At 48.0% G+C, this 24,164-nt stretch carries 29 protein-coding genes; 9 read left to right on the top strand and 20 right to left on the bottom strand.

Annotation, left to right across the window (positions count from 1 at the left end):
* Positions 1 to 150 precede the first annotated feature (150 nt).
* Positions 151 to 1,452, top strand: a complete 1,302-nt coding sequence (locus AC1S5B_RS23075; protein ID WP_482038013.1) for a glycosyltransferase family protein — start codon at positions 151 to 153, stop codon at positions 1,450 to 1,452.
* Between the two features lie 31 nt (positions 1,453 to 1,483).
* Here the strand turns inward: AC1S5B_RS23075 and AC1S5B_RS23070 are convergent, their stop codons facing one another.
* Positions 1,484 to 1,864, bottom strand: a complete 381-nt coding sequence (locus tag AC1S5B_RS23070; protein ID WP_482038012.1) for a hypothetical protein — start codon at positions 1,862 to 1,864, stop codon at positions 1,484 to 1,486.
* A gap of 171 nt (positions 1,865 to 2,035) precedes the next feature.
* Between AC1S5B_RS23070 and AC1S5B_RS23065 the strand changes: the two genes are divergently transcribed.
* Complete coding sequence (locus tag AC1S5B_RS23065; RefSeq protein ID WP_482038011.1) at positions 2,036 to 3,646, top strand: tetratricopeptide repeat protein; 1,611 nt, start codon at positions 2,036 to 2,038, stop codon at positions 3,644 to 3,646.
* A 101-nt stretch (positions 3,647 to 3,747) separates the two neighbouring features.
* Here AC1S5B_RS23065 and AC1S5B_RS23060 read toward each other — a convergent pair whose 3' ends face one another.
* Entirely contained in the window at positions 3,748 to 4,767 is a 1,020-nt protein-coding gene (locus AC1S5B_RS23060; RefSeq protein ID WP_482038010.1) for a type I glyceraldehyde-3-phosphate dehydrogenase, read from the bottom strand.
* Positions 4,768 to 4,941: 174 nt separating this feature from the next.
* A complete protein-coding gene (nadD, locus tag AC1S5B_RS23055) occupies positions 4,942 to 5,568 on the bottom strand; it encodes a nicotinate (nicotinamide) nucleotide adenylyltransferase (protein ID WP_482038009.1) in 627 nt (208 codons plus the stop codon).
* Between the two features lie 376 nt (positions 5,569 to 5,944).
* Here nadD and murC point away from each other — a divergent pair, with 376 nt between their 5' ends.
* The 4 genes from murC to AC1S5B_RS23035 all read left to right on the top strand — a co-directional run bounded on the left by murC (position 5,945) and on the right by AC1S5B_RS23035 (position 9,680).
* Entirely contained in the window at positions 5,945 to 7,495 is a 1,551-nt protein-coding gene (gene murC, locus AC1S5B_RS23050; RefSeq protein WP_482038008.1) for a UDP-N-acetylmuramate--L-alanine ligase, read from the top strand.
* Between the two features lie 99 nt (positions 7,496 to 7,594).
* A complete protein-coding gene (gene murB / locus AC1S5B_RS23045) occupies positions 7,595 to 8,578 on the top strand; it encodes a UDP-N-acetylmuramate dehydrogenase (RefSeq protein ID WP_482038007.1) in 984 nt (327 codons plus the stop codon).
* 156 nt (positions 8,579 to 8,734) lie between these two features.
* The gene (locus AC1S5B_RS23040) at positions 8,735 to 9,079 is read left to right on the top strand and encodes a YbaB/EbfC family nucleoid-associated protein (RefSeq protein WP_482038006.1); all 345 of its coding nucleotides are present in this window, start codon (positions 8,735 to 8,737) and stop codon (positions 9,077 to 9,079) included.
* A 112-nt stretch (positions 9,080 to 9,191) separates the two neighbouring features.
* Complete coding sequence (locus AC1S5B_RS23035) at positions 9,192 to 9,680, top strand: low molecular weight protein-tyrosine-phosphatase (RefSeq protein ID WP_482038005.1); 489 nt, start codon at positions 9,192 to 9,194, stop codon at positions 9,678 to 9,680.
* Positions 9,681 to 9,752: 72 nt separating this feature from the next.
* Here the strand turns inward: AC1S5B_RS23035 and AC1S5B_RS23030 are convergent, their stop codons facing one another.
* From AC1S5B_RS23030 to AC1S5B_RS22980, 11 genes are all read right to left on the bottom strand, one after another.
* Positions 9,753 to 10,418, bottom strand: a complete 666-nt coding sequence (locus AC1S5B_RS23030; RefSeq protein WP_482038004.1) for a response regulator transcription factor — start codon at positions 10,416 to 10,418, stop codon at positions 9,753 to 9,755.
* An 88-nt stretch (positions 10,419 to 10,506) separates the two neighbouring features.
* Complete coding sequence (locus tag AC1S5B_RS23025) at positions 10,507 to 11,430, bottom strand: hypothetical protein (RefSeq protein WP_482038003.1); 924 nt, start codon at positions 11,428 to 11,430, stop codon at positions 10,507 to 10,509.
* A gap of 102 nt (positions 11,431 to 11,532) precedes the next feature.
* Positions 11,533 to 14,463, bottom strand: a complete 2,931-nt coding sequence (locus tag AC1S5B_RS23020; protein ID WP_482038002.1) for a DUF3769 domain-containing protein — start codon at positions 14,461 to 14,463, stop codon at positions 11,533 to 11,535.
* A 112-nt stretch (positions 14,464 to 14,575) separates the two neighbouring features.
* Positions 14,576 to 14,692 carry a photosystem II reaction center protein I gene (locus AC1S5B_RS23015; RefSeq protein ID WP_482038001.1) on the bottom strand — a complete coding sequence of 39 codons (117 nt, stop codon included), beginning with the start codon at positions 14,690 to 14,692 and terminating at the stop codon, positions 14,576 to 14,578.
* Between the two features lie 157 nt (positions 14,693 to 14,849).
* A complete protein-coding gene (locus AC1S5B_RS23010; RefSeq protein WP_482038000.1) occupies positions 14,850 to 15,278 on the bottom strand; it encodes a hypothetical protein in 429 nt (142 codons plus the stop codon).
* 446 nt (positions 15,279 to 15,724) lie between these two features.
* Positions 15,725 to 15,976 carry a hypothetical protein gene (locus tag AC1S5B_RS23005; protein ID WP_482037999.1) on the bottom strand — a complete coding sequence of 84 codons (252 nt, stop codon included), beginning with the start codon at positions 15,974 to 15,976 and terminating at the stop codon, positions 15,725 to 15,727.
* Positions 15,973 to 16,134: a hypothetical protein gene (locus AC1S5B_RS23000; protein ID WP_482037998.1), complete on the bottom strand. Its 162-nt coding sequence runs from the start codon at positions 16,132 to 16,134 to the stop codon at positions 15,973 to 15,975. Before AC1S5B_RS23000 ends, AC1S5B_RS23005 begins: the two co-directional genes overlap by 4 nt.
* 59 nt (positions 16,135 to 16,193) lie before the next feature.
* Positions 16,194 to 16,944 (bottom strand): IS1 family transposase gene (locus tag AC1S5B_RS22995; protein WP_482037997.1). Its coding sequence is split into 2 segments (ribosomal slippage): positions 16,194 to 16,685 and positions 16,687 to 16,944, totalling 750 coding nucleotides; the frame shifts between segments, so codons are not numbered across the junction.
* Between the two features lie 246 nt (positions 16,945 to 17,190).
* Positions 17,191 to 17,409 (bottom strand): hypothetical protein, encoded by a 219-nt coding sequence (locus tag AC1S5B_RS22990; protein WP_482037996.1) that lies wholly within the window; start codon positions 17,407 to 17,409, stop codon positions 17,191 to 17,193.
* Complete coding sequence (locus AC1S5B_RS22985; protein ID WP_482037995.1) at positions 17,393 to 17,668, bottom strand: BrnT family toxin; 276 nt, start codon at positions 17,666 to 17,668, stop codon at positions 17,393 to 17,395. The genes AC1S5B_RS22990 and AC1S5B_RS22985 overlap by 17 nt, the downstream gene beginning before the upstream one ends.
* A 269-nt stretch (positions 17,669 to 17,937) precedes the next feature.
* Entirely contained in the window at positions 17,938 to 18,123 is a 186-nt protein-coding gene (locus tag AC1S5B_RS22980) for a hypothetical protein (RefSeq protein WP_482037994.1), read from the bottom strand.
* Positions 18,124 to 18,206: 83 nt separating this feature from the next.
* Here AC1S5B_RS22980 and AC1S5B_RS22975 point away from each other — a divergent pair, with 83 nt between their 5' ends.
* Together AC1S5B_RS22975 and AC1S5B_RS22970 are read left to right on the top strand one after the other, a co-directional pair.
* Complete coding sequence (locus tag AC1S5B_RS22975) at positions 18,207 to 18,596, top strand: helix-turn-helix domain-containing protein (protein WP_482034976.1); 390 nt, start codon at positions 18,207 to 18,209, stop codon at positions 18,594 to 18,596.
* Positions 18,488 to 19,150 carry an IS630 family transposase gene (locus tag AC1S5B_RS22970; RefSeq protein WP_482034977.1) on the top strand — a complete coding sequence of 221 codons (663 nt, stop codon included), beginning with the start codon at positions 18,488 to 18,490 and terminating at the stop codon, positions 19,148 to 19,150. The genes AC1S5B_RS22975 and AC1S5B_RS22970 overlap by 109 nt, the downstream gene beginning before the upstream one ends.
* Here the strand turns inward: AC1S5B_RS22970 and AC1S5B_RS22965 are convergent.
* A complete protein-coding gene (locus AC1S5B_RS22965) occupies positions 19,145 to 19,906 on the bottom strand; it encodes a restriction endonuclease (RefSeq protein ID WP_482037993.1) in 762 nt (253 codons plus the stop codon). The genes AC1S5B_RS22970 and AC1S5B_RS22965 overlap by 6 nt on opposite strands.
* Positions 19,907 to 20,075: 169 nt before the next feature.
* Here AC1S5B_RS22965 and AC1S5B_RS22960 point away from each other — a divergent pair, with 169 nt between their 5' ends.
* Positions 20,076 to 21,587: a UbiD family decarboxylase gene (locus AC1S5B_RS22960; RefSeq protein ID WP_482037992.1), complete on the top strand. Its 1,512-nt coding sequence runs from the start codon at positions 20,076 to 20,078 to the stop codon at positions 21,585 to 21,587.
* On the opposite strand, the gene AC1S5B_RS22955 is transcribed toward AC1S5B_RS22960, so the two are convergent.
* The 5 genes from AC1S5B_RS22955 to cruG all read right to left on the bottom strand — a co-directional run bounded on the left by AC1S5B_RS22955 (position 21,572) and on the right by cruG (position 24,145).
* Entirely contained in the window at positions 21,572 to 21,700 is a 129-nt protein-coding gene (locus AC1S5B_RS22955) for a hypothetical protein (RefSeq protein ID WP_482037991.1), read from the bottom strand. The two genes, AC1S5B_RS22960 and AC1S5B_RS22955, sit on opposite strands and share 16 nt — an antisense overlap.
* The gene (locus tag AC1S5B_RS22950) at positions 21,693 to 21,911 is read right to left on the bottom strand and encodes a type II toxin-antitoxin system HicB family antitoxin (protein WP_482037990.1); all 219 of its coding nucleotides are present in this window, start codon (positions 21,909 to 21,911) and stop codon (positions 21,693 to 21,695) included. The genes AC1S5B_RS22955 and AC1S5B_RS22950 overlap by 8 nt, the downstream gene beginning before the upstream one ends.
* A complete protein-coding gene (locus AC1S5B_RS22945) occupies positions 21,908 to 22,075 on the bottom strand; it encodes a type II toxin-antitoxin system HicA family toxin (RefSeq protein ID WP_482037989.1) in 168 nt (55 codons plus the stop codon). The genes AC1S5B_RS22950 and AC1S5B_RS22945 overlap by 4 nt, the downstream gene beginning before the upstream one ends.
* A 20-nt stretch (positions 22,076 to 22,095) precedes the next feature.
* A complete protein-coding gene (locus AC1S5B_RS22940; protein WP_482037988.1) occupies positions 22,096 to 22,785 on the bottom strand; it encodes a GIY-YIG nuclease family protein in 690 nt (229 codons plus the stop codon).
* Positions 22,786 to 22,909: 124 nt separating this feature from the next.
* On the bottom strand, positions 22,910 to 24,145 hold the full coding sequence (cruG, locus tag AC1S5B_RS22935) for a 2'-O-glycosyltransferase CruG (protein WP_482037987.1): 1,236 nt from the start codon (positions 24,143 to 24,145) through the stop codon (positions 22,910 to 22,912).
* Between the last annotated feature and the right edge of the window lie 19 nt (positions 24,146 to 24,164).

Here is a 24,164-nt window from a genome sequence, read left to right as displayed (position 1 = left end):
CATAGTTAGACAATCATGAGGAGGGCTAGGGTGTAGATTGCTTACTCTTGAATAGTGGGCAGACTTTGCAATCCATCGCGCTTTCAGCAACGCCCGTTTTTCCTCTCAGCCCTGAAGTGAGTGAGTTTCCAAACGTATCAGGAGTTTTTTGTGAGTCAGCCTGTTGATATTTTGATTTTGTCGAATGGTCCTGGAGAATTAGCAACGTGGGTGCATCCCGTAGTTAAGGAACTACGCCGACAACTGGGGGACGACCGCACCCAAGTAAGAATCTCAGTGGTGCTGTCGCCCTGCGCGAATGCTAGCGGTCAGGAAGGCGCGATCGCCCGTCGCTTTACTGAAATTGATCGCGTTCAGGAAGCCGCTCAGTTTTTTCCATTTTTGCTATTGGGTAAAACCCAGGAAAACTGGGACTGGCGATTAAACGGGATTGTGCTGTTTTTGGGTGGCGATCAGTTTTTCCCAGTGGTGATTGGCAAACGGTTGGGGTATCGCACTGTTGTTTATGCAGAATGGGAAGCGCGTTGGCATTCCCTCGTCGATCGCTTTGGCGTAATGAATTCAACGATTTGCGATCGCGTTTCTCCTCAATATGCTCATAAATTTACTGTCGTTGGCGATCTGATGGCAGAAGCCGGCAAGCTTGAAGGCAGCCAGGATAAGCAAATCGCTGAACTCAATGCTCCACTTTTAATTGGACTGCTTCCCGGCTCTAAACCGATGAAGCTGATTTTGGGAGTGCCCCTGACGCTGGCGATCGCCGACCATCTGCATCAAACCTATCCCGCTGCCCAATTTGTGATTCCAGTAGCCCCCTCCCTCGATCTGAAAACCCTTGCCAGCTATGCCGATTCAGCGCAAAATCCGATTATTCAAAAGCTCGGTTGGGCATCTGCGGCTCTAATTATTCCCGATGCCGCCGACCAATTGCCCCGATTGAAAACGTCTGCCGGAACCGAGGTGCTTCTATGGAGCCAATTTCCCGCCTATGAGGTGCTGTCGCGCTGCACTCTTTGCCTGACTACAATTGGGGCAAACACGGCTGAATTGGGTGCCTTGGCGGTTCCGATGCTGGTGCTGGTGCCCATGCATCAACTCAACATTATGCGAGCTTGGGATGGGCTGCCCGGATTATTGGTCAATCTGCCTGCGATTGGAACGAGTATGGCAACATTAATTAGCTGGCTGGCTTCTCTTCGTCCAAAGCTGAGGGCGTGGCCCAATATTTGGGCAAAACGAGAAATTGTCCCCGAATGGTATGGCGAGTTTCAGCCCCAAGAGGTGGCGGCAAAGGTGACGCACTACTTGGAGCATCCTGAAACATTACAAACAATGCGGAGTGAACTCCGAGCAGTACGCGGACAGCCGGGCGCGGCTGAAAAATTAGTGCAGTTAGTGCAAGAGGTATTGGGGGGGAGAGAAGAGGGAAGAAAGAAGAGAGGAGAATCTTAGGAAAACTGAGAGTTCAAAACTCAAAACTTTCTCATTCCAGTCCGTCTCTTCGCCCCAGTTCATAAATGGCACAACTCAAACACGCCAGAGTTCCAGTGCTGATTGCCCAGCTTTGTCCTAAGGTTGCTTCCACGCCAAAGTTGCACAATCCGCCGAAGATAAAGAAGGGGAAAATACTAAGAATGGAGGCGTAGAAAGCATTTTGAGCTTCTCGTCCTAGGCGATCGCGTTCAAATTCTTCTTGTGATAGGTAAAGCGATCGCTCGGCGAAGTTAAACCAGCGATTTAGTTGCAGAATCACCCATTCACTGATCGGAGATAAGCCGAGATAAAGCGCCAACGACCACAAGCTAGTTCCCGCGATCGCGACGGGGCTAATCTCGAAGGTAAAGGGAACAATTTCGATCATCATGGCAGAGGCGGCATGGAATAGAGCGGATGAGAGGGTAATCCATAATTACCGAAAAGTCTTGGATTCGCAAATGTTTCAACGTGTCAAGTGATATTGACCCTGTTTTTTGCGATCGCTCACAGAAGCGATAGACTAAACCTGTTCTTTCATCCCGGTATCAGGAGATGATTATTGACTAGCTCCTTTCCGCTGAATCCATCGTCTGTGAATGCCGCTGAAGTATTCAATCGCGCGATCGCCCATCACCAAGCCGGAAACATTGCCGCCGCCGAGCAGTTGTATCGTCAAATTTTGCAGCAGCAGCCGCAAAATGTAGATGCGCTCTCCATGATGGGAGTGATTTGCTGTCAGCAGGGCAACTTAGAGCAAGGAATTGTGCTGTATCGGCAGGCGTTGACCATCCGCCCAGAGCATCGAGAAGCGCGAGAAAACTTGAACTTGGCGCTATGGAAACAGGGAAAACGCTTGATGGATGAGGCGATCGCCAATTTCAATCTAATCATTAACTTTGCGCCAGCGAATGTGCAAGCTCACAATGTTTTAGCAAGCATTCATTTAGAGCAAGGGCAATATGAACCCGCAATTACGCTCTATCAACAATCTTTAGCCACAAATCCTAGCAATATCGCTGCACTCCACGGCATGGGATCGGCGCTGCAATTGCAAGGAAAATCGGGCTTTGCCATCCATTTTTATCAACAGGCGCTTGATCTTCAGCCCGATCACCTAGATAGCCTTATTGGACTCTCTAAAGCGCTGCTCGATCAGGGCAATTTGGCTGAAGCGCTGAGCATCGTAAACCGCGCCCTTGCCCTTAGCCCTAATCATGCGATCGCCCGATATAACCGAGCATTAATGCTGATTCAACAAGGCAATTTTCAAGAAGGGTTTGCGGAATATGAATGGCGGTTCAAAACAGGAGAATTTCCACCCTGTCCGTTTAAGCAGCCCGTGTGGGATGGAAAGCCATTGGCAGGGCGAACCCTGTTACTCCACGCAGAACAAGGATTGGGAGACACCCTGCAATTTATTCGCTATGCCGCGATCGCCACTCAAAGCGGTGGACGAGTCATTCTCACCTGTCATCGCCCCCTTATTCGCTTGCTGTCTGCGTTACCAGGAATCGAGGAGTTTATTCCCATGGGCTTGCCGCTGCCTGCATTTGATGTATATGCGCCACTCCTAAGCTTGCCGACCATTCTGGGCACCACGTTAGAAACAGTGCCGCACTCGGTGCCCTATATTGATCCGCCTGCATCGAATTGGCAACTGCCGATCGCCGCGACTTCCCTAAATCCTCCTGCTCAAACCTTACCTGCTCAAACCTTAAAGGTGGGCATCGTTTGGGCAGGCGGCAATCTCTATAAACAAAACTATCGGCGATCGCTCTCTCTAGAACAGTTTGAGCCAATTTTAGCGATGCCAAACATCGCGTTCTATAGTTTGCAAAAAGGCATTCCCCAGATAGAAATTGCCGAGCTTGGCTGGAAATATCGCCTACAGGATCTCAACAGCCACCTAAACGATATGGCAGATACCGCCACCGCGATCGCCCAATTGGATCTGGTCATTACCGTCGATACCTCCGTCGCTCACCTGGCTGGGGCACTGGGCAAACCCGTCTGGCTGTTGCTTTCCCACGTTGCAGATTGGCGCTGGCTCAGCGATCGCGATGATACGCCTTGGTATCCCACCATGCGCCTGTTCCGCCAACCTCAACCGGAAGACTGGCAAGCCTTGATGCAGCAAGTGGCAGGGGAGTTAGAAAAATGGAACGGTTAGCCAATACTAATCTCTAGTTCAAATACACTACCATTCAGGGCTAGCCGATTAGACTGACTCCTGAATGGTAGTGACTTCTACTTTTAATCAGGTTTGAAAGTTTAAGCAGCCCACTTTTGGGCTACGATTTCAGCCAAATCTACAACTCGCTGACTGTAGCCCCATTCGTTGTCATACCAGGCAATGACTTTGACTAGATCGCCGCCCATGACGATGGTCAAGTCTGCATCAATGATCGCCGATTCAAAGGTGCCTGCATGATCGCTAGAGACAAGAGGCAAATCGCAATATTTGAGAATGCCTTTCATAGACCCTTCCGCCGCATTTTTCAGAACCTCATTCACCTGTTCGGCGATCGTGTTCTTCTCAACTTGAATCACGAGATCCACAATCGATACATTGGGAGTAGGCACCCGTAGGGCAATGCCGTTTAACTTGCCAGCGAGTTCAGGCAGCACTAAAGAAACGGCTTTTGCAGCACCCGTTGATGTTGGAACAATGTTGATTGCGGCAGCTCGTGCCCGTCTCAAGTCGCGATGGCTGGCATCTAGCAAGCGTTGGTCGCCAGTGTAGCTGTGGGTGGTGGTCATCGTGCCTTTGATGATGCCAAAGTTATCGTTGAGTACTTTAGCAACAGGGGCAAGACAGTTGGTGGTGCAGCTTGCATTACTGATGATGTTGTGCTTGTCGTGGTCGTAGTCGAGATGGTTCACGCCAACGACAAAGGTGCCATCTTCTCCTTTTCCAGGAGCCGTAATCAGCACCTTTTTAGCACCTGCTTTGAGGTGCTTAGAGGCTCCTTCTTTGCTGATGAAAACCCCTGTAGATTCGATGATTAGGTCAATACCCCACTCTTTCCAGGGTAGATTTTCGGGGTTGCGATCGGAGGTACATTTAATAACTTTTCCATTCACCGTAATACTGTTGTCATCGGCATCAATTTGAACGCTTTCGTCCATTTTGCCGAGCATTGAGTCATATCGAAGAAGGTGGGCATTTGTTCTAGGGTCAGACGTGTCATTGATGGCAACGAGGTCAATTAGACTGTTCTCTCTGCCTAGCCAGCAGCGCATGAAGTTGCGCCCAATACGCCCGAAGCCATTAATCGCTACTCTAATCACTGCGTCTTGCCCTCATTAAATAAATCTTAGTTATTAAGAAAATCATAAGATGCGAGGTGATCCCAGTGCAACAAAATACTTCGATATTTTGCGCTGAAAGCATTGAGCCAAAGCCCTTTCAAGACTTAAGAAATTTGTTTTTCAATTAAAGTTTTTTCATCTGAAGAAGCCAAATTAGGCAGAAACGGACAATTTTGTGGTGAGATAGTGTCGCACTGAGTCGGGCACAAGATAGCGAAGCGATCGCCCTTGTTGCCAATAATCTCGAACTAGGCTAGAGGAAATTCCGACCTGTGGCATAGTGAGCAACTGCCAATGGAAAGAAATATCCTGCTGGATAAAATGATCTGCTACAGACTGGCAGAGGGTAGAAGAATTTTGAGCATTTCTGGGGGCAACCAACCAAGTACATTGAGCGGCGACAACAGTGCTTTCGTACCAGTGAGGCAGAGATTGAAAAGCATCTAAGCCAATGATCCAATGCCAATCTGATTGTGGGTGTAAGGCTTCTAACTCAAGCAATGTGGTCAATGCATAGGAATTTCCTTGCTGCGGTTCTATATCGGAAACCCAAAAGTTTGGATGGGGCGCGATCGCGAGTCTTACCATTTCCAGTCGGTGTTCAAATGCGAATAGTTCGACCGATTTATGGGACGGGCGAAACGTTGGCACCCAAATAATACCCGTCAATTCAAACTGATCTAGGGCAGTTTCAGCAACTAAAAGATGTCCCCAATGGATTGGGTTAAAGGTTCCCCCAAAAATTCCTATCTTTAGTTTTGATTTGGGTAAAGGTTCCACCACTTAAAAGCCAGTTTAGGATTGAAAGAATGCACGTTTCAAACCCTACTGTAATTTGCAGAAAATGAAGATGTGCTGGAAGAAATAAACTCGCAAGATAGCCTCAACAGCCTATCGAACAGACATTCTCACCCAAAAAATCTGGAAAAGTCTTGCCCGATCAGAACGCTTCAGCATGAAAAAGCAGAGCGTTTCATTTTAAAAAGTTTTCGAGTAAAAGAATGAAAACCTGTAGAGGGTGATATAACTTTCAGGACAGCAGTTAATCAGCAATTAATCTTTTCGGAGACACTAATATCCGGTAGGTAGGTATGCTGAAAAGATTATTCCTGATATGATAGCGCGTGTTATTGGTGTGGTTTGTGAGGATACTACGATGCCGGTTTCTATAGACTTAAGCGGCAAGCCTTTCCACTTTATTGGTGTTGGTGGAATCGGCATGTCAGCCCTAGCATATGTGTTGGCAAAGCGAAATTTGCCGGTGTCAGGGTCAGATCTTCGCCTTAGCCACATTACTCAACGCTTACAGGAAAACGGAGTTCATATTTTTTGGACTCAAGATCCGAGTAATTTAGAGTTTTTTCAATCGAGTTCTGCTGTTGAAGCGATCTCGCCCGCCGTGGTTGGAGCCACTTCTGCACCCAATATGTCCGGTTCTGCTAAGCATGCTGCATCGAACCGCAGTCAAATATCAGAGACGCAATTAGCCACGCTTCCCCAAGTCATTTGCTCTACTGCCATTCAATCTGCCAATTTAGAGTATCAAGCAGCCTGTGACTTGGGATGTGCTATCTACCATCGCTCGGATGTGCTGGCTGCCCTGATTCGTGAATACCGAGGAATCGCGATCGCCGGAACTCATGGTAAAACCACCACGAGCAGCTTAGTGGGCTACATGCTGTTGCAGGCAGGCTTAGATCCCACGATTGTGATTGGGGGTGAAGTGAATGCTTGGCAGGGCAATGCCCATATGGGTGAGGGTCCTTATTTAGTGGCTGAAGCGGACGAATCAGATGGGTCATTAGTCAAACTCGCCTCAGAAATTGGTGTGATTACCAACATTGAACTAGACCACATTGATCATTACGACAGCTTGGAGGAGGTGATTGAAACATTCCAAACCTTCAAAGCGAACTGCAAAACTTTGATCGGCAGCTACGATTGCCCGATTGTGCGCGATCGCTTGACTCCTTCCATCACCTACAGCCTAGACCCGCAAGCAAACGCCACCTATACGGTTGATTGCATCTCTCACCGGGGCGGCAGCACGGCTAGAGTTTGGGAACGGGGGGTTATCTTAGGACAGTTGAATGTCAAACTGCTGGGTCGCCACAATCTCAGCAATGCCCTTGCAGCCGTGGCGGTTGGGCGATTATTAGGTCTGAGTTTTTCAATTATTTCTCAAGCGATCGCCACCTTTGAAGGCGCTCGTCGTCGATTTGAGCATCGCGGCGAATATAACGACATCTTGTTTGTGGATGACTATGCCCATCATCCCAGCGAAATTCAGGCAACCCTCGCGGCAGCACGGCTTAAAGTTCAGGAATCAGGGTCTCCCTTTAAGCGAATCGTAGCGATTTTTCAGCCTCACCGCTACAGTCGAACGCAAGCATTTTTATCTGAATTTGCCGCATCGTTTTCAAATGCAGACGTGGTGGTGATTAGCGATATTTATAGCGCTGGTGAGTTAAAACCTGCCGATCTCAATGGTGAAACTCTGGCAACATTAATTGCGGGTCATCAAGATAAAGTCTTCTACCGAGCGTCTAGCCAATCCATCCATCAATTCTTGATCGAAATTCTCCGACCTGGAGATCTGGCGCTGTTTATGGGAGCCGGAAACTTAAATCAGATTATTCCAGAAGTCATGGTTTCGCACCAAAAGCTAGAGCAAGACCTAGCACAGCGTTGGTGTAATCACGCTTAAACCCTGTGAGGGCAGTTTAAGGCTCAGGGGTATCGGAGTCGCTTAAATTGTCATTGAAAATTTACAGGATTCTGGTACGAGCATTCATTTTAAGTAGTCATGACTCTTTCTTACGATCCTCCCAAATTAACCAGCGTGAAGCGCTCAACTTTCAGTCCTCAATCCGTTCTAAAGCCGTCTGCTTATCAGATTCGGTTGCCTGGAACAGATGGGTTGATCAAAGCCCATATTCCCTTAGCAACGCTGACTTCCTTTCGAGTGGGAGGACCAGCAGAATGGTATGTGGCTCCCCGAACGCCTGAAGAATTACAGGCTAGTTTTGAGTGGGCACGGGTTGAAGGGTTGACGATCACGCTGCTGGGAGCCGGATCTAATTTACTGATTAGCGATCGCGGGTTATCGGGGCTAGTAATTGGCACTCGTCGCCTCCGGCAGCTTCAATTTGACTCTGCCACAGGACAGGTAACCGTTGGCGCAGGCGAACCCCTACCACGACTCGCCTGGAAAGTGGCGGAACAAGGCTGGCAAGGAATGGAATGGGCAGTAGGTATTCCTGGAACCGTGGGGGGAGCCGTCGTCATGAATGCGGGTGCCCACGGTGGCTGCACGGCTGACTCATTGCTCAATGCTCATGTCCTCCTACCCGACGGCACAACGCGCATTTTCACCCCTAAGGAGTTAGGCTACGCCTACCGAACCTCTGTTTTGCAAGGTAAAAACTGGCTAGTGACCCAAGCAACCTTCCAGTTAAAGCCCGGTGCTGACCCTGCCCAGGTAAATGCAGAAACTTCCACTCATCTAAACCAGCGTCGTGCTACCCAGCCCTATCATTTGCCAAGCTGCGGCAGTGTTTTTCGCAATCCCCATCCTTACAAGGCAGGGTGTTTAATTGAGCAAGTCGGGCTGAAAGGCTATCAAATTGGCGGCGCTCAAATTGCCCAGCGTCATGCAAACTTTATCCTTAACTGTGGCGGTGCCAACGCGAACGATATTTTTCAACTGATTTGCTATGCTCAGCAAGCAGTACATCATCGGTGGAACCTTTGGCTAGAACCAGAGGTGCAGATTTTAGGTGAGTTTTAGTTTAAAAAATCAAACCTACTTAAGTCAAACGCGATCGCCCGATTTCATTATTTTTGCCAATTTTCCACAAAAGATTATAGAAAATAAACTAGCTTGGTGTAGCAGTGCCATAATAAGACTGCTGTTTGTTTTGAACCCATACTTCATTAAAGCGTTATGTCACAAGGACAAGGATTTGGCTTCGGACTAGGCAAAATGAAAGAGCTAGCCGAAGCTTTTAAAAAAGCTCAGCAAGTTCAAGAAGGAGCTAAGAAGCTTCAAGAAGAGCTTGAAGAAATGGAGATTGAAGGGGAAGCACAGGGTGGTCTGGTGAAGGTGGTTCTGAGTGGCAACCAGGAACCCATTCGCGTCGTGATTTCACCCGATGTTTTGACTGAAGGATCAGAAGTTGTTTCCGATTTAGTCACGGCTGCCATGAAGGATGCTTACCGAAAATCGACTGAGACGATGCGTGAAAAGATGGAAGAATTGACGGGTGGGTTGAACTTGCCGGGTCTGTAATTTTAGATCCGCCTTCGCAGGTTTTGTGAGTGCGCGATCGCCAGTCTTGCGAAATTCGTTGGAGACCGGGAAGCATTAAACTATCCCGGTTTTGTGTTGGTTAACCTACTCCATGCCCTTTATGCCTTACAAATTGCTGTTTGTCTGCTTAGGAAATATTTGTCGTTCTCCTGCGGCAGAAAACATCATGAACCACTTAATTGAGCAAAACAATCTCACTGGGCAGATTATTTGTGATTCAGCGGGTACTTCTAGCTATCATATCGGTTCTCCTCCCGACCCACGGATGACCCTTGCCGCCACTCAACAGGGCATTGCAATGAAGGGACACGCTCGGCAGTTTGCGAAAGCGGATTTTGAGGCATTTGACCTGATTCTGGCAATGGATAGAGAGAACTACGCTAATATTTGCAGACTTGATCCTACTGGTAACTATCGAGAAAAAGTTCGTTTAATGTGCGATTTCTGCACTCATCACACCCTTAAAGAAGTTCCTGATCCGTACTATGGCGGAGTAGATGGCTTCGACCAAGTGATTGAGTTGTTACAAGATGCCTGTTTAGGGTTGCTGACCCATGTGAAGCCTCTGCTAAAAATGTAATTGTGTATGAAGTACAGAGTACAAGGTGCGAATCAACTTGGTCTTCCTCGACACTTTTCACTCCGAACTTGTCTATACCCAGTGATGATCGATCGCAAACCGCATTAATTCCGCGCGATTGCTGGTATCTGTTTTATCAAGTAGGCTGCTGACATATTTTTCAACGGTACGCGGACTGAGATGCAGGCGATCGCCAATCTGCGCGTTTGATAGCCCATCGGATAAAAGCAGCACCACTTCTTGTTCGCGCTTGGTCAACTTTATCTCAATCTTTGAGAGGGCAGCCGCTAGATTGGTCGGTTGCATCGTGGCATAATCCGTAGAATTAGGAAGTGATGATCGCGATCTCCACTCCATTTCAATCATTTGTAGCCGCTCTAACAAATGGCGCACTACAGCACCTAGCTCTTTCAGTTCAAAGGGCTTAGGCAAATAAACATCGCATCCTAACTGATAGCCACGGATGCGTTCATGAGTTTCAGTTCGGGCCGTCAAAAATATAACCGGAAGCAACCGAAATGTAGGCTGTTGACGAACCTGTCGAACAAATTCGTACCCATCCATTCGCGGCATCGTCACATCAGTCACAATCAAATGAGGCTGAAATTTTTCAACCATGGTTAACGCTTCCTGCCCATTTTCAGCACGAAGAACGGCATATCCCATTACCTCAAGGTAGTCGCCAATCGATAGGCGCGTCCCTAAATCATCATCAGCAACCAAAATTGTCAATGGCATGGGCAAAAATCAACAGCAGCATTGCTCACCCTTCAAGTATCTCACGCAGTTTTGAAAGAATCGATTCTGCTGCCTGATTTCTCTGGGTTTACGCTTCAAACCAACTAGCGCGCCATGCCTCTTGAGCAGCAGCGATCGCGTATTCTCGTTGCTTTTTACGATAGTCACGCCCTAGTTTTTTCAATCGAGCCGTCAATTCTCGAATTTTGCTCCGAGCCACCATCGTTGGGGTATCTGCAAATTCAATTTCTACCAACCGTAGATGAATGGCTAGCACTTGTAACAGTTCTGGAGCCTTTCCCTCATCATCTTCAGTGGGTGCCTCCCCATTGTTGACCGCTTCCACCAACACATTTAGTAGATTGGGCGATCGTGGCACTCCATCCGCCAGTTCTGTCTTGCTAGCATGTTGTAACAGCGCATCAGGCAATTGATTGGGTAAAATATTGGATTGCTGAAGTAGCCGATTTGTTTGGTGAGAAATAGCAGCTAGCTCTCTGCCAATCCCTTGTTCAATTGCAATTTGCCATTGAACCAAGCGGGCTAGAGGTAGAGGTATTTCTTTGGGTGTAGATGACGCAATGGTCGATTGAGCCGAACTGAAATTATCGCCATCCACAGACATTGCCTCTAAGGTCGGTTGCTCTAATATGGGTTGGGGCTGGGCTTCTGTAAAAGCAACGCTGTGGGTAATTTCAAACTGTTCTGACTGCTTTAAAGGTTCTGCCTGCGGAACTGGATGCAGCTCCAAAAGCTTGGTTTGGGCCTGTTTCGCCAAATCTTGCAGTGCCTGTTGCAACCCTTGCCGCTGGCTGACCGATAAACCCAAAAACTGCTGCGGGTAGCCTTGAGTGCAGACTTGATACGCCGCCAAAATATGCTGTTTTCGCGCCGCTTGCCCCAACGCTGATAAATAGTCTGAGTAAGCATTTTGAAACGTCTCCCCTAGCGTTGACAAGGCTTGATCGAGTAGAGCCATCTCTTGTTGAATTTGTTCAACTGAATTGGGCATAATCTTCACACCTTGCTGGAGGCTCTTTAAGCATAGTCATTGAGGCAAAAAACTGATGATAGAACTGCTTTATTTCTCCCACTAAAAACTTTTACTTAACCCCTAAAAAGCCGAGGGTTGCGTCACTCCACCATCCACCGGAGTCACCCCTGTTCCAGAGAAGGGATCGGCTGTTCCAGTCCAGTTAAAGTCGCTGATCCGCAGGGTAATGGAACCAATTTCTAATACTGGGTTATATCGCACGACAATGCCATAGGTGCGACGGCTGTACTCCAAAAAATAATCTGTGCTAATGGGATCGGTGGTATTTAAGCTAATTGAGGTACTGAATCCAGCACGAAAGGGTCCATAAAGCTGCTGAATCAACGAGATAGAGACTACACGGGTATCCACCACTCGGTCAAACAGAAAAGGCGATTCACCCGTCCCGATCGCCTGACTATAGGAAACATTAAAAGCGGTGTAGTCTAAGAAATCACGGGAAAAATGCCCAAACTGACCTCCCAGACCTACTACAGCAAATATATTTTGCTGAACATCACCACTTGTATAGTTGCTGTAGACTCCGCGCAGAGACGTGTTCAAGTCTACATAGGGCACTATCGGATTTGCAGTGAAGCGAAGACCTTGGTCGCGAGTGGCGGGTAGCGGTTTTCCTGCCCATAGAGGAAACGTTTTGCTGAGTCCAATGGATGTTTGAAACCGTCCTAAGCTGACCCGGTTATTGCCGCTGTTAGCCGAGATCAAATCCAGGCGATCGCTGTCCGAATTGATCGACTGATAGCCCACTTGATAGTTTAAGATAACGCCCGATTGACCCAGCAAAATGTTGGGAGAAACAAGCACCAATCCAATGCTGCTCTGCACAGTTTGAAAGCCAAGGGAACCGTTGAATAAGCGATCGCGATAGCTATATTCCAGTGCTAACGTATGGGGACCAAGCGGTGTTCCTAAAATTTGGCGAACTCGTACACTGGCACGCAGATTATCTTCAAACTCGGACGGATCAAAACTGGTCAGTGCCGCCGCGCCGCGCAGAAAGGTAGTAGGACTCAACTCCGCATCTAATCGGGTTCTCAAGCCATAATTGCTTGGGTTGCCTAGCCCAAAACCACTTTGGCTACTATCGAACATCCGTTGAATGAAAATCTGAGGATACAGGGTTAAAGATAGTTTTTGGGACTGTAAAACATTGAAAACCCCTTCTAAGTAAAGCCCTCCCCGATCTTGAGCATCATAGGCAAACCGCAGCGGTGCGGCATCTCGCTGACGACGATCTAAAACGGTGCGTGAGAATAAAAACGGTAGGGAGAAGTTTTGGTCAAATACCAACCGAGGGCGAGTCAGCTTCACTTCATCTTGCAACGGAGACAGGCGCGTTAGGGTTGCTTTTTCTGCTTTAAGAACTAGTTCTGGGGGCGAGAAAGGATCATTGGTAATTTGAATATTGGTGGCAACCCAGCCCTCCGGCGTAAAGTCAATTCGCTCTGCTTCAAACCGGAGTCGCGTCAGTTCGCCGCCCCTTGGCAGTCCTCCTGGCACACGTGTTACATCTCGTCCGGCTCCGGCTGAAATCGACACTCCGCCAACGCCACCCGGATTTTGGAGGGGCTGTCGGGAAGTGATGCGATCGCTTGCCGGACGACCCAATACGGTTTCCGCCACACCACTATTTGCGGCGGGAATGGCAAGGTCTGTCCCGGCAGTGGGAATAGAGATATCTCCCCGTGCTTGCTGAATGTTACCAACACCCTGAATAAAGTTAAGTTCTGCCCGTTGTCCCCGCAACACCTGCCGTCCACGGGTGAAGGCAACATTACCCTCGGCTACGGCAATCCGGTTGGTTAGGTTGACCTGAACGCGATCGGCATCCACCAGTCCATTCCGAAAGCGCATAATCACGTTACCTTCAGCGGTAAATACCTGATTTCGCTCGTCATAATCTAGCCGATCTGCCGTGACTTCCACTGGATTGACGGTTGGACTGGTAGCGGATTCATTGCCGATCGACTGTGGACGCGCTCCAGGCACTTGATTGGCTGGCAACGGATTAATTGGCGGAACAGCATTCAGGGTTGCCGGATTCTCACTGGCTGGACTCTCACCTGCCGGACTCTCACTGGGCACAATAGGCATCGTCGGCACATTAGCTGGTATGTCGGCTGGAGAGGTGTCAGGCGGAGAATTGCTTGGAGGAATCAGAATCTCGGTGGGAGATGGAGGCGGGATAGGATTAGGAGTCTGGGCTGTGATCAGGGGAATGATTTGACGAGGCGATCGCTTGGCGAGTCTTCTGAGATCTCTGACGGTGAGCGCACCGATCGCGTCATAGACTTCGATTAACTGATCAAACACAAAGGCTTGATCCAGCTTTTTCATCACTGCGGCTTCAGCCGTTTGAGGTAGTTTACCGCTCACCCCTGAAATACTGTAGGACACATCGGGTTGAGTCGTCGCAGCTTTGGCTGGAGCGATTCGGGATGGAGCGATCGCGGTTGGTAAAGCCGTCTTTTTTTGCGGAGCCGCCTTTTTCTGCGGCACTTTCGACGCAGCTTTCGACACGACTACTTGCTTTTCAACGTGTTTCTTAACCTGTATGGCTCCTCTCGCTGGAACGATCGGCTTTGATCCTGCGATCGCGTTTAATTGTGGTGAGCGCTGGGGCTGGGTAGTCTCTGGCTTAGCAATGCTCTTAACTGATATAGATAGCGGCTTGGCTACAGATAACGGTTTGGCTATTCCTGAAGATGGCAAGCATTCAATCGGTTGTAGCGGCAACTTGCTTGGCAGAGGAAAAATTGTGGATGCAGCAATCTCCATCGAGGAATCATTTTGCTGAATCGCAGTTTTCAAATAAGAGCGCGTACTCTCAGGCGGAGCAATTCCTGTAGGGATCGTTTCACGACTCACCGGGGACAAAACCTCTGCCAATGCGATCGCTGATTCTGATAAGGAAAGCTTTGGACAGCGATTCGTCTCAGGATTGGGGGACGAATATAAGGGCGGCAGTTCGGGGGGCACCGGATAGGGCATAGTTTAGGCAAACATTAGACGGATACAACCGATGGGCAATCTCACTGACAAAATAGGGGCAGCGGAAAACCACCGCCCCCGATGACGCTTGCGAGACAAAACCAACGGTTGGCTATTCCATATCACGGCGTTTTGGGTTACGGGATGGGTCATTGGATAGGAAGCCAAAAATAAACAGTCCTAGAAAAAAGGCAACCACAATGTATACAGCAATCTTGAGTGTGAGCATATTAGATTCTCCGAAAATATCAAAAATACGATGTAATGGATGGCACGAGTCAATCGCTATTCAATCATAGTGCTTAGCGCCTTTGATTCAAAAATCCTTTTTTCTAAAAACCGTGCAGGACTTCTGAATCCTCGTGATCAAGAAAAAGGATTATCCTCTAGCATTCCAGCGAATTGAACAATTCCAGGGATTGTTTCAAAAAATCCTTTAGGCGATCGCTCACTTGCACAACCGGGCTACAATCTCCCTCAAACAGCCAATTTTCGATCGTCGAAAGCCGCCACTGCTTGCCCCGATGATCAAACCCTGCCATTTCTGCTCCAATTACTCGCCGATCGGACGTTAACCCATCGGTATGAAACCGAATTTGAAGCAAAATGCTCCGACTCTGAAACAACCGAGAAAACCCTGGCAAATGAAACGCAAGGTCGATCGAGTCTGGATCAACCGATTCTCGCGTATCAGGATCATTTGCCCAAGGTTTTAAGTCTGCCCGTGCGTCGGGAAACTCAGCCTTGAATAAATTGACGATCGCGGCTATTTTACTGGCAGTTTCTAGGCTAGTCGCCTGCTCGGCTGCATTCACTCGCGGCTCCTTTCTGAAATGGGAGATGGCAAAACGGATTAATGCAGGATTAATTAACGACAATTTACACCGCTTTGCAAAATTTCGCAGCACTTAAAAGCATACTTTCGTTAGAGTTCAAGTGTTCGCAGAGCGATCGCACTTGAGAGAATACGCGATCGCAAACCGATCAGATTTCAATTACATCCTCACCGAGGAGGTATGGTCGGTATGCAACGGGATTGTTAGACCGGGCTAACTTTGCGGAGTGCGACCTGTCCGCCCTCAAAAACCTGCATCATTTGGGATGGTTAGCGGTGTTCCATCCCAGACAACCACTGCTTCATAAATGTTGAAAACACACTCGCTACCATCTCCAAGAATTGCTCGTCCTCGCCTTTTCCATCTCAAATTCAATTGAGTGATTAAGTCGGGAGGCAGTGAGAGCCAACCATTAAAGCCTGTGTCTACGATCGCATCTTGTATGTAAACTTTCCCATCAGAACCGCAGACTGAAAGCGAAATGGCGTTGCTGTATGGCGATATGAATTGCCCTCATCCCCAGCCCTTCTCCCTAAGGAGAAGGGTGCCAGAAATCTTGTTCCCTCGCCCTTCGGGAGAAGGCTAGGGTGAGGGTGGATTTCAGAATTCATAGACTGGTTCAGCAACGCCAGCGAAATAATCGGTTCAAAATCTGCGTTGACGATTCCGGTAATCATAAAACTCTCTTTGTCCGTCCACCAAATCGACGAACATGGTGAGAACCAATACGAACGATCCAGATTTGAGCATCTAGGTGACGGGCTTCAAGGCGATCGCAAGCAGCAATTTCACTCGCGTCTACTTCAAAGTCTCCAGTTTCAAGGTCGATCGCCACAATCTTGCCATGACTGCCTTCCTCAACCTGCGCTCGGGTAATGTTCTAGACCTGTGGATCTAAACATTCAAGCCAAACTCATAGCGGTTGATGAATAAACCAATGACGACATCATGCAACCAAGTTGACTTTGAAAAGCAGATGGTTTTGCGAGCTAACCGCTTAATTCGAGTTCGTAACGTTAAATGCTTGCGCTCAATTGTTTGAGTATTCCGTTTGCCAACGGTATGAAACGTCGGATCAAGATGGCGTTCATAAGCGCCCCAGCCATCCGTGTAGAACTGCATGATGCCAAACGGTTCTAACATCGCTTTGAGTTCAAGAAAGGCACTATCTTGATGAGTGGACAACACATATGCCAACACTTCACCTGTTTCATGGTCAATGGCGTGCCACAACCACCGTTGCTGTTTTTTTGACCCCACATAGCTCCACATTTCGTCGGCTTCAGCCTCCAAATCTTGCCACTGGCACAGTTTAACGACCGTTTGAGTCGGTTCAAGTTGTTCCAACCGCGCCTGATTGACTGATTTGAGATGTCGATCTTTTTTTTAAGGTTTCAATCACTGTGGTCGGACTAATCTTCAACACTCGTGCGGTATCTCGGATGCCACTTCCGTTGACTGCCATATCCACAATCTGCTGTTTGACTTCAGGCAAATAGCCTCGGTAAGCATAGTCTCGAATAAAGGTGCTGCGAGCGCATTCCGAATTGCGACACTTGTAGCGTTGTTTGCTCTCCTCAGACCGACCGTGCTTAACCACGTTATTGCTTCCACAATCAGGACAAAGAACAGGTTCCAAAACCATACTGTGAGTTCAGGGGTAAATATCTGCCTGTATTCTCGCATTCCCACAGGTCTAGAACATTACCCGCTTCCTTGCTATACCTCGGTTGTCGAACTGTCATTCATCTGACCTCGGTGCAACTTGACCTCTTAATTTTAGCTTTGAGAGGCGATCGCGCTGTTCATGACCAAACAATCGGGCGATCGCCCTTGAGAGAGTACGCGATCGCAAACAGATAAGATTTCGGTGGTTAGTTGCACACAGTGTTTAGACTGCGACAGACTTGGCAATCTTGGCAATTAACCGTAATGCTTCATTCACGGAAGCTGAGTCTCGAAAGATTTCTGCCACATCTGGATCAAGAACTACAACGTTGCTTGATTGCGTGTAGGCTTCATAATACTTGCCACGAACTCCGCCTGAAAAATCATATTCAGGTCTCATTTCATCTTCGTCATTCACTATTGCTTCAGGTTTCTGATTCATAATTTCGCTTCTCCTGACGAGTGGCTAAACGGGCGCTAATCAAACGAACCTCACCTTTTCGTTCCGTGTGGGACACAACCAAAAGACGTTGTAGCCTCGACTGCCCTGTTGTCAGAAAGCGAAATTCACCGACTGAGTGATCAGGGTCAGAAATTGTGACAGCCAGTGGATCTCCGAAGACGGTAACGGCTTCTTCAAAAGACACCCCATGCTTTTTGGCATTGCTACTCGCTTTGTCTGGGTTCCACTGAAACGTCATATCGCTATTCTACTCTTGGACAGCGAAATAGGTAGGAGATCGCGACATTCAGTCTCAAACAATCGAGAGATCGCACTTGAGAGCATTTGCGATCGTGAACCGATCAGATTTCGGTTACATCCCCACAGATAACTTAAGGCGGCATAACGTTTCTGTTGAGCAAGTGCAAGTAAACTTTGAAACACAACAAAGACTTCCTGTGAGTTTGCTCTAGCAGGGGTGCTAGCCTGCGATAGCTATTACTATTAAAGACTGCTAGCAAACCAATTTTAGTTTTTTGATTCTTTATCTGCTTTTATTGCAATTTGGCGACCCTCCTCTACTTGAACATCATAGAGTTGAAACTTCATTTTCTCTTGATCAGTTTCAAACAAACAAGTCATTCTTTGACCAATAAATCCCTCCCCTTTGCTGTGCTTATAAATCTCTATCTTGTTAAAGGGAAATGTATTCATCTCAATTCTTGCCTCGCCAGAAAACTCTACAGCGGTTTGCGTTCAGATAGGGGACACTAAAGTGGTGCAAAAGAAGGTAACGAATGAAGCCGTATTCCATCGACTTGCGAGAACGAGTTGTCAGTGCGATTGAACAAGGAGATAGCTCTTTCAGAAAAGTAGCGCAGCGCTTCTGTGTCAGCAAAAACTGTGTCGAGCGGTGGGTCACTCAGAAGCGGACAGAAGGTCATGTGGTGCCACGCAAGCAGGGTGGGTCGGTGAGTGCGGTGATGGAGCATCAAGATCAGTTGATGGCGATCTTCGAGCAACAGACCGATGCGACCTTGGCAGAATACTGTGAGTTATTGTTTGATGCGACTGGACTATGGGTAAGCCAAAGCACCATGTGTCGGACATTCCAGCGACTAGATTTACCACGCCAAAAAAAACACTCCGCGCCCACCAAGCGACGAGCGAACGCGTACAACGCTTAAGAGCGGAGTATTGGACCCAAGTCAAGGGGGTAGACCTCAAGGACTTAGTGTTTCTTGATGAGATGGGAGTTTTGCTGGGACTGATGCGAACGCATGCCCGTGCAAGGTCTGGAGCACGAGCTTACGACTTCAAACCCTTTTATCGCGGTAGTAAGGTGAGTGTCATTGGTGCGATCTCGGTCTCAAAAGTCCTGGCTGTAATGACAATGGATGCTTCGATGGACGCGGCTGCCTTTGAAGTCTATGTCTCCCAGTGTCTTGTGCCCCAACTCTGGCAAGGGGCTGTTGTGGTCATGGACAATCTGCCGACCCACAAAGTAGACGCGATAGCACCTCTAATTGAAGCGGTTGGCGCAAGGGTGCTGTACCTGTCTCCTTACTCCCCGGAATTTAACCCCATAGAACACTGGTGGTCGCAGTTAAAAGCCTTCTTAAGGCAGTTCTCGCCGACGACCTCGAAACGGGTCGATACGCTGATTGCAACGGCGATGGATTTAATGAATCCGAAGCATTTGCGAAACTGGTTTGCCCACTGCTGCTACTGTCCCTCATGAGTCTGCAAACCGCTGTATGTTCTCTAACGGAAATTTAAATTCACCAAACTCCATGAACATTAATCCAGTTACTTCAAGGTCAGGAGGACAGATGATATGAATCGATTTAGATGTTCCAGGAGCTATATCTTTATAAATTGAATTTTTATCGTCGAAGCAAAGATTTTGAAATAACTCTCTTGGCAGTAAACGAGTACCTATTTTGTCAAAAGATATGATTATTTCGTCTGGATTAGACGGCATACTTTCTACAATATTTTGGACATAAATCTGCTCTAATCCTCTGTCAAGCAAGTTTACTTTGCAATTATTAAAAGTACCTGTTCTATTGAGAAAAGTCATAGCATTACACAACCAGCTTTCTGGAGTTTCTGCTTGGTTAACCCCTCTTAATTCGATGTTTTCCTCCTCTGCCCAGTGTTTTGCTCCAGGAGAAAAACCTGTCGTTGAGACAGCAATGACACGATCTAATTGGTGCAAAGATTTTCGACCAATGAGTTGTTCTATCCAACTTCCAGGGGCTGCACCTTGAGAAGGACGATCGCGACATTCAATCAGCCATTTGTGATCACCTAGATCTGATGAAAAAGTTATAAATATATCAAATTCAGCGACTTGAACGCCTTGGTCGTTATAGAACCGTTTATTAACTTCCACGTTTTTCCTGGCTTTCGCCACAATCATCTCAATTTCAGCAACAAGCCCCTCAAGTTTTTTCCCATCTTCTCTTGGCATTTTTGAAATTTTGCTGGTCATATTCATACCTTACTATGCTATTGACAACTTCAAAATGACTGATTCCTATGCACTAACAACTGAATTCCGGCTAGCTTCAATAATTCTTTACCTCATTCATTTTTTAGAGAACAGGCGATCGCGGCGTTCTACGCTTCATAATGAGAAGAGGTCTTTACAGTTCTTCATCATGGCGCGTGATCTTCGAGGGTTTATTCAGCAGCTTGAGCAGCGGGGACAGTTGCGACGCATCCAGGCATTGGTTGATCCAGAACTAGAAATTGCTGAAATTGCCAATCGGCTGCTGCAAGGCGGTGGTCCGGCGCTGCTGTTTGAAAACGTCAAAGGGTCAGCCTATCCCGTGGCGATCAACTTGATGGGCACCGTGGAGCGGGTGTGCATGGCAATGAACATGGACAAACCTGAAGAACTGGAAACCCTGGGTAAAAAATTGGCGTTGCTCTATCAGCCTCGTCCGCCGAAAAAGATGTCTCAGGCGGTGGAACTGGGCAAGGCGCTGTTTGATGTGATTCGGGCAAAACCCGATCGCGACCTGTTTCCAGCCTGTCATCAAGTGGTGCTGAAAGATGACGCGGTGGATTTGACGAAACTGCCGCTGCTGCGAGTCTATCCCGGTGATGCGGATAAGGTGGTGACCTTGGGCTTGATGATCACCAAAGATCCGGAGACAAAGATTCCGAACGTGGGCGTGTATCGTTTGCAGTTACAGTCGAAAAACACGATGACGGTGCAGTGGCTCTCGGTGCGCGGTCCCACACGCCATTTGCGAAAAGCGGCGGAGATGGGTAAAAAGCTGGAAGTGGCGATCGCTCTTGGAGTCGATCCACTCATCATCATGGCGGCGGCAACCCCCTTGCCAATTGACTTGTCGGAATGGCTGTTTGCCGGAATTTACGGTAAGGCTGGTGTCCATCTTGCCAAGTGCAAAACTGTCGATTTGGAAGTGCCTGCGGATTCTGAAATTGTGCTGGAAGGAACGATCACGCCGGGAGAAACGGGGGTCGATGGACCTGCTGGCGACCATATGGGCTACTACGGCGGCGTAAATGAAAAGGCTCCGCTGCTGCATTTCCACTGCATGACCCATCGCAAAGACCCGATTTACCTGACCACCTTTAGCGGTCGCCCACCCAAGGAAGATGCCATGATGGCGATCGCCCTCAACCGCGTCTACACGCCGATTCTGCGGCAGCAAGTACCGGAAATCATCGACTTTTTCCTGCCAATGGAAGGGCTATCTTACAAAGTGGCAGTAATTTCGATTGAGAAAACCTATCCCGGTCAAGCTCGCCGCGCTGCTTTGGCATTCTGGAGCGCCTTGCCTCAGTTCAACTACACCAAATTTGTCATCGTGGTAGACAAAGATATCAACATCCGCGATCCGCGTCAGGTCGTCTGGGCGATTACCTCCAAAGTCGATCCGGCACGAGATGTCTTCATCCTGCCCAACAATCCGTTTGACTCCCTCGACTTTGCCACCGAAAAACCAGGGTTGGGCAGCCGTATGGGGATTGATGCGACGACTAAGATATCGCCCGAAAGCGATCGCCCGTGGAGTGAAACCCTCAAACCTGATCCTGATACTGCTGCTCTCTGCGATCGCCGTTGGGCAGAATATGGCTTGGCAGACCTGAAACTGGATGAAGTGAATCCCAACCTATTTGGCTATGACATGAAATAGATTGTTTGCAGAACTAGATGCGATCGCTCTTGCTGAAATAGGGCGATCGCATCTAGTTTTTTTGGGTCTAATGTTTCTATGATGCTGCCGTGATCGCTACGATCATTAGGCAACCTGAAGCGTCTTAGGTTCCGGGATAGGATTGCCTTCCGCTTGCCAAGCTTCTAAGTACATTTCAATCACTGCTTCACCGTTATGAATTGCTTCCTCGCGATTTTTACCATGAGTGCAAGGCATCACAACGAGATCAGCAAACTCTGGGATCGTGACTAGGAAAAGCTGATCTTCATCAGACCATTGAACGACCATGCTGTATCGATTCATAAATCCTCATCCTCCCTTAACTCTTCTAATACAGTGAGGAACTTTGCTAGTTGTTTTTCTAGGTAAAGCGGTACATCATCTCCATCTTTGCCTGAAATGGTTAATATTTTCCCTAGAAGAGGATGTCGCCAACGCTCATGGCTTCCCTTACCGTGTTTGGGCAATTATTGTGCCGCCGCTACTGTCACAATTGGCTGATGTACTCCAGAAGATTTGCTTCAGCTTTAAACCACTCTCCAGCTAATCTAATTTCACTGAACTTTTTATGCAGTGATTGTTCTAGCTCATGAGCTTCTTTAACTCCTTCTACTTGCACTGATTTGATCAACCTCAACTTAGCTGGACTAGATGTTTGAAGCGCGTTCATCCTTTTTGCTAAATCTTTTGCTCGACCTATTTTGATCGCATCGCTATCTTCATTCACAATAAAGTAGACGAAATGAGCTTGATGAGCTAGCTTCTCGCCATTAAGAGAGTGTGTTCTACTACCTGGAGTAACGAGCTTAGCGTTTGGACTTGCCCAAGTCTTTATCCATGTACATATGGCTTGAATGGTTAGAGATTTTTGCGCTCTTATCGTAATAAGTTCTCCGTCAAGATTTAGCGTAAATTTCTTTGCACCAGCTTTGCCTCTAGAAGGAGGGTACACAGAATCTTCATACGTATTGATATAGGTTTCGGTGTATGGAATTGAATCCTTATATCGTGTGACTGTGATTTCTTTCGTTTTAGTCACTCTCCTCGTTGTGGGGTGCTTGCTGGGAATGCCAAAACGCTTCATGTCCTCTGTTGTAACTTCTACCCATCCCCATCCCTTGTATGGATTATTTGGATCTCTATCAACATAAATAGTGTTCCAGGAGTTCCTACCCATAAATTCCGTAGCTAAGACGACTGACCTGTACTAGATCCTAATGTGTAACTTTGAAGCACCGCCTCACCAACAATTTTAGGGTGACTTATTATTGACTTCCATATAGATCTATAAAAAGTTCAGCTTATCCCTTATAAATTCTGCCACGCCAGCTTTTGGGGGTTTGGATAGAGGAGAGAAAAATCCGCAAAACGGCGAGTGGATCGGCGAGGGGAGACAGCCAGAATAGCCAAGAGGCTTTGGCTTGAGAGAGATCGTAGGAAGGAGCGATCGCAAAGTTCAGCCCAATCCGAATTAACACCAGCAGCACGTTTAAACCCAGCAAACTTTGCATTGCCAGAGTTGCCTGTCCGCTGCTGGTAATAATTGACAACAAAATGGTTAAGGGCAACGGCAAACCTTGTACGAGTAGTAATAGTAGCCAATCGCCCCACACTTGGGCAGGGGAAGCGGCATCTTTTAGATCCAGCGATCGCCCCCATTCTTTCCAGGTTTCCGCTGCGCCTTCATACATTCGCACCTTTAAGACGTTGGCTCCATCTAAAAAGCCAACTTTCGCACCCAAGGCGGCAATTTCTCGCGCCAAGGTCACATCATCGCAAAACGATCGCTTGGCGCTGGTATAACCATTCACCTGCACGAGGAGCGATCGCCGACAAAAAAAGCATTGCCCATTTGCCATCACCCGGTCTGGAGCATTGCTGGTTTCACCCGCCGCTCCAAACCGATACACGAGCGTCATTAATAGGGCAGGCTGCAACCAAATTTCACCTGGATAGCTCAATATGAATTGAGGCGACAAAGAGATCAAATCGTAATCATGGGCGATTGCCGTTTCTAACAAACTTGCCACAAGACCGGGCTGGGGTTGGGTATCTGCATCCACGCCCAAAATCCAGTCACTTTGCTCAGAACTCGACAGAAATCCATTGTGCAACGCCCATGGGCGACCCACCCAATCGGTTGGCAACGGATCATCATTCATCAGCCGAAACCGTGGATCTTGTTGTTGCTTAGACTTGACCAGATCCGGCGTGGCATCGATGGAATAGCTATCCACCACGATTACTTCCCGCACTTCGTAGCTTTGCCGACTCAGCCCTTCTAAACAGGGCGTAATCCGTTCTGCTTCATTCAGCGTTGGCACCACAACACTGACTTTGCCTAGAAAAGCAGGTCGAGCAAGCTGGGGACGCAAGGGCGGAAACCGAGTGGGTCCTCTAAGCAGCCGCGATAGCAAAATAGCAGCAGCGGGAAGTTGGGCTAACAACAGCACAAAAAAGCAAACATTTGACCACTCTGATGTTTCTAGTGTTGCTTGTGCCAAATGTCCGCTAAATTGTCCGAGTAAACTAATCAACCGAATTGACCTTGTGTTG

The organism is Leptolyngbya sp. CALU 1928 (assembly GCF_056784215.1).
The sequence above is the reverse complement of the archived record's forward strand: the minus strand, read 5'-3'. Positions and strand labels throughout refer to the sequence as shown.

Excerpts from the sequence above, each read along its gene's own strand:
- AC1S5B_RS23025 (WP_482038003.1), bottom strand. The coding sequence starts at position 11,430 with ATGCCCAATTCAGTTGAACAAATTCAACAAGAGATGGCTCTACTCGAT.
- AC1S5B_RS22940 (WP_482037988.1), bottom strand. The coding sequence starts at position 22,785 with ATGGGTAGGAACTCCTGGAACACTATTTATGTTGATAGAGATCCAAAT.
- AC1S5B_RS23070 (WP_482038012.1), bottom strand. The coding sequence starts at position 1,864 with ATGATGATCGAAATTGTTCCCTTTACCTTCGAGATTAGCCCCGTCGCG.
- AC1S5B_RS23040 (WP_482038006.1), top strand. The coding sequence starts at position 8,735 with ATGTCACAAGGACAAGGATTTGGCTTCGGACTAGGCAAAATGAAAGAG.
- murB (WP_482038007.1), top strand. The coding sequence starts at position 7,595 with ATGACTCTTTCTTACGATCCTCCCAAATTAACCAGCGTGAAGCGCTCA.
- AC1S5B_RS23020 (WP_482038002.1), bottom strand. The coding sequence starts at position 14,463 with ATGCCCTATCCGGTGCCCCCCGAACTGCCGCCCTTATATTCGTCCCCC.
- AC1S5B_RS23030 (WP_482038004.1), bottom strand. The coding sequence starts at position 10,418 with ATGCCATTGACAATTTTGGTTGCTGATGATGATTTAGGGACGCGCCTA.
- AC1S5B_RS22980 (WP_482037994.1), bottom strand. The coding sequence starts at position 18,123 with ATGAATACATTTCCCTTTAACAAGATAGAGATTTATAAGCACAGCAAA.
- AC1S5B_RS23005 (WP_482037999.1), bottom strand. The coding sequence starts at position 15,976 with ATGATTACCGGAATCGTCAACGCAGATTTTGAACCGATTATTTCGCTG.
- AC1S5B_RS22990 (WP_482037996.1), bottom strand. The coding sequence starts at position 17,409 with ATGAATCAGAAACCTGAAGCAATAGTGAATGACGAAGATGAAATGAGA.
- AC1S5B_RS22985 (WP_482037995.1), bottom strand. The coding sequence starts at position 17,668 with ATGACGTTTCAGTGGAACCCAGACAAAGCGAGTAGCAATGCCAAAAAG.
- AC1S5B_RS23035 (WP_482038005.1), top strand. The coding sequence starts at position 9,192 with ATGCCCTTTATGCCTTACAAATTGCTGTTTGTCTGCTTAGGAAATATT.
- murC (WP_482038008.1), top strand. The coding sequence starts at position 5,945 with ATGCCGGTTTCTATAGACTTAAGCGGCAAGCCTTTCCACTTTATTGGT.
- AC1S5B_RS22975 (WP_482034976.1), top strand. The coding sequence starts at position 18,207 with ATGAAGCCGTATTCCATCGACTTGCGAGAACGAGTTGTCAGTGCGATT.
- AC1S5B_RS22970 (WP_482034977.1), top strand. The coding sequence starts at position 18,488 with ATGGGTAAGCCAAAGCACCATGTGTCGGACATTCCAGCGACTAGATTT.
- AC1S5B_RS22950 (WP_482037990.1), bottom strand. The coding sequence starts at position 21,911 with ATGAATCGATACAGCATGGTCGTTCAATGGTCTGATGAAGATCAGCTT.
- AC1S5B_RS22965 (WP_482037993.1), bottom strand. The coding sequence starts at position 19,906 with ATGACCAGCAAAATTTCAAAAATGCCAAGAGAAGATGGGAAAAAACTT.
- AC1S5B_RS22960 (WP_482037992.1), top strand. The coding sequence starts at position 20,076 with ATGGCGCGTGATCTTCGAGGGTTTATTCAGCAGCTTGAGCAGCGGGGA.
- AC1S5B_RS23015 (WP_482038001.1), bottom strand. The coding sequence starts at position 14,692 with ATGCTCACACTCAAGATTGCTGTATACATTGTGGTTGCCTTTTTTCTA.